Source organism: Paracoccus sp. (in: a-proteobacteria) (genome assembly GCF_047973135.1).
Taxonomy (GTDB): domain Bacteria; phylum Pseudomonadota; class Alphaproteobacteria; order Rhodobacterales; family Rhodobacteraceae; genus Paracoccus.
The window spans coordinates 1-2,750 of sequence record NZ_JBKEBL010000194.1 but is presented as its reverse complement, the minus strand read 5'-3'; the positions used below and the strand labels follow the sequence as shown (position 1 = coordinate 2,750).

Genomic DNA, 2,750 nt, shown 5'->3' with positions numbered 1-2,750 from the left:
GCGCCGGATGGCCGGGCGAGAGGGCGTCCATGATCTCGCGCAGATAGGGGGTGCGGGCGGTGCGATAGCGCCCCGGTTCCGCCGCAGCCCGCGAGGACAGCCAGCGATGCCTGTCGGCCCATTCGGAGACCGTCAGATCCGGATCGGGCCGGATGCCGCGCGACCAGGCGCGCAACATGTCCTCGGCGCCGTCGAAACTCAGGTCGGGGCTGTGATCATCGCTCCCATCGTCATCATTCAAGAGAAACCTTGAGGTCGGCGAGGGCGGCAAGCTGGTCTCGGACATGGGCTTCCAGCACCCTTTGCAGCACCCCGGTGCCGATGCTCATTGCTTCCCCGGTGGTCTTTTCCATCTCGGCCGAGAGCTCCGCCGCCATGATCGCGGCGACGCGGGCAGGCCAGGTCACCCAGGCATCGCGTTCCTGTCGGGCGAGGCGAAAGACCAGCGTTTCGGCCCGCGCCCGGTCGACCAGCACGCCCTTCTTCTTCTGGATGGCGATCTGGCGTTCCTGCGCCTGATAGACCGTCAGCGCTGTGCGGGCCTTCAGATAGGAGGACGAGTCGCCCGGGCCGGAGATTGAAGGTGCGGCGAGGTTGTCGCCTGCGCGCTGTCCCGTCGCCTGCTGCGATGCGCTGCTCTTCGACCGGTTCCGCTGGTCCGGGTCTGTCGTGGCTGCACGGCGTGTATCGGAAGCGGCAGCATTGATGGAGCCGTCGCTATAGACCACCAGTCGGCCGTTCTTCCGCGCTTTCTGCACTCCGCCGCGCGAGAGCCCGGAATGGGCTGCATAGGCCCGCTCGCTCATGCCTTTCATGGGGCGATCCTTCCGCGATCATAAAGAAATGAAATTGCTGGTGATTTACTTGATGTGGTCGGGCGGTTGAGATGCCGTAATGGGCGAGTCGCTTCGGAAGCCGCGGTTGTGCTGCTGGTTCTTTGTCAAGCTGGCTATCGTCCTGTCAGAGCCGGTCATTCTGGTCGGCTTCCACGATCCGCAACAGGGAGGATAGCCATGGATCACTTTGTCGGCATCGATGTATCGCTTGCGAGCTGCGCGGTTTGCGTCGTGACCCAGGCCGGCGCGGTGATGCGCGAGGCCAAGGTTGCCTGCGAGCCAGAGGCACTGATTGGGTTCCTGCGAGAAATGGACATCAACATCAGCGGCATCGGGCTTGAGGCCGGGCCTTTGTCGCAATGGCTGCACCGACATCTGCGCGAGGCAGGGTTCGAGGCCGCGTTGATGGAAACCCGGCAGGTGAAGGGCGCTCTGAAGGCCATGCCGATCAAGACCGACCGGCGTGACGCGCTTGGCATCGCGCAGCTGCTCCGAATGGGCTGGTTCCGCCCGGTTCACTGCAAATCGGTCTCGGCACAGGAACTGCGGGCCCTGCTCGGCGCGCGCCGCACGCTGCAGAGAACGATGATCAGCATCGAACTGTCGATGCGCGGCATGCTGCGTGGCTTCGGTCTGAAGCTTGGCCCGGTCACCCGGCGACGCCTGCCAGATCGCGCGCGTGAACTGGCGCAGGGCAATGAGATGCTGACGGCCATGGTTACGTCGATGTTGCGTGGGCAGTCGGCTCTGCGCATGGAACTGGCCCGGCTCGAAAGTCGGCTGCGCCGCATCGCGCGTGCCGACCGGACCGTCCGGCTGATGATGACGGTTCCGGGTGTCGGCGCGATCGTGGCGCTTCAGGTTAAGGCAGGGATTGACGATCCGGCCCGGTTCCGCTCGTCGAAGAATGTCGGGCCACATTTTGGCCTGACGCCCAGACGCGAGCAATCCGGCGAACGCGACGTTGTGGGGGCGATCAGCGCCGCAGGCGATCGGAACGTCCGCACAGCCCTGTTTCAGGCAGCAACTGTGATGCTCTATCGGTCGCGGGCAAAAAGCTGGCTCAGGACCTGGGGGATGCAGGTCGCCAAGCGCCGTGGCATGAAGCGTGCCGTGGTGGCCGTTGCTCGTCGCCTTGTCGCCGTGCTGCATCGGATGTGGTGCGATGGCGCACCGTTTCGGGCGACACATCCGCAACGGTGCGTTCCGGTTTGATGCTTTGAACCTTACTCCCATACTGACGAAGCTGCCGACCTGATCCCGAATTGGATTGGGCTTATCCCGATCCTCCGAAGTCCCTTCGCCGGGACGAGGTCTTGACGATGCCGTAGAATCGCTGGTGCCGCCGCAAGGTTGAGCACGAGATTAGAGATCGGCACGCGAGATCCCACTGACCAGGCATGATGTGGCGGTCCTGCACCGACCACGGACGGAAGCATGATACCGGCGGAGTGGCCCTGAACGCATGTCCTGTGGGACGTGGGAACCAGAAGATCTGCCGGGACCACAATCCGCGGCAGCGGAGAGTGTCCGACCTTTTGTGTATGACTGATCCGGTTCATGCTTCACCGAAAGGAAGCATGAATGACCATCTCGAAAGAAATTCTGGACGAACTTTTGCAGGGCGTCGAGCGCCCTGAGGATCTGCTCGGCGATGCCGGGTTGATGAAAGAGCTGAAGATCAGGCTCATGGAGCGGATGCTGGGGGCCGAGCTGACCGCGCATCTTGGCTATGAAGAGGGCGAGCGCGCGCCGCCGAACCAATCCAACCGGCGCAACGGCAGATCGGCCAAGGTGCTGAAGGGCCAGGACGGGGAATTGCCAGTGGCGATCCCGCGGGACCGGGACAGCAGCTTCGAGCCCGAGCTGGTGAAGAAAGGCCAGACCCGGATCGACGCGATGGATGACAAGATC

Annotated in this window: 3 protein-coding genes and 1 pseudogene; 2 read left to right on the top strand and 2 right to left on the bottom strand. The window is 63.6% G+C overall.

Annotated features, from left to right (window positions below; all coding sequences use genetic code 11):
- Both ACK5L9_RS15025 and ACK5L9_RS15020 read right to left on the bottom strand, forming a co-directional pair.
- Positions 1–286 (bottom strand): annotated as a pseudogene (locus ACK5L9_RS15025) (phage terminase large subunit family protein); the annotation flags it as partial.
- The gene (locus ACK5L9_RS15020) at positions 234–815 is read right to left on the bottom strand and encodes a hypothetical protein (RefSeq protein ID WP_416912278.1); all 582 of its coding nucleotides are present in this window, start codon (positions 813–815) and stop codon (positions 234–236) included. The pseudogene ACK5L9_RS15025 and the gene ACK5L9_RS15020, both read right to left, overlap by 53 nt.
- A gap of 198 nt (positions 816–1,013) precedes the next feature.
- On the opposite strand from ACK5L9_RS15020, the gene ACK5L9_RS15015 reads away from it, so the two are divergent.
- Both ACK5L9_RS15015 and ACK5L9_RS15010 read left to right on the top strand, forming a co-directional pair.
- Positions 1,014–2,051, top strand: coding sequence for an IS110 family transposase (locus ACK5L9_RS15015; protein WP_416912279.1), 1,038 nt, complete (start codon positions 1,014–1,016; stop codon positions 2,049–2,051).
- A 369-nt stretch (positions 2,052–2,420) separates the two neighbouring features.
- Positions 2,421–2,750, top strand: a 330-nt coding sequence (locus tag ACK5L9_RS15010) for a transposase (protein WP_416912277.1), incomplete at its 3' end; no start/stop codon positions are given.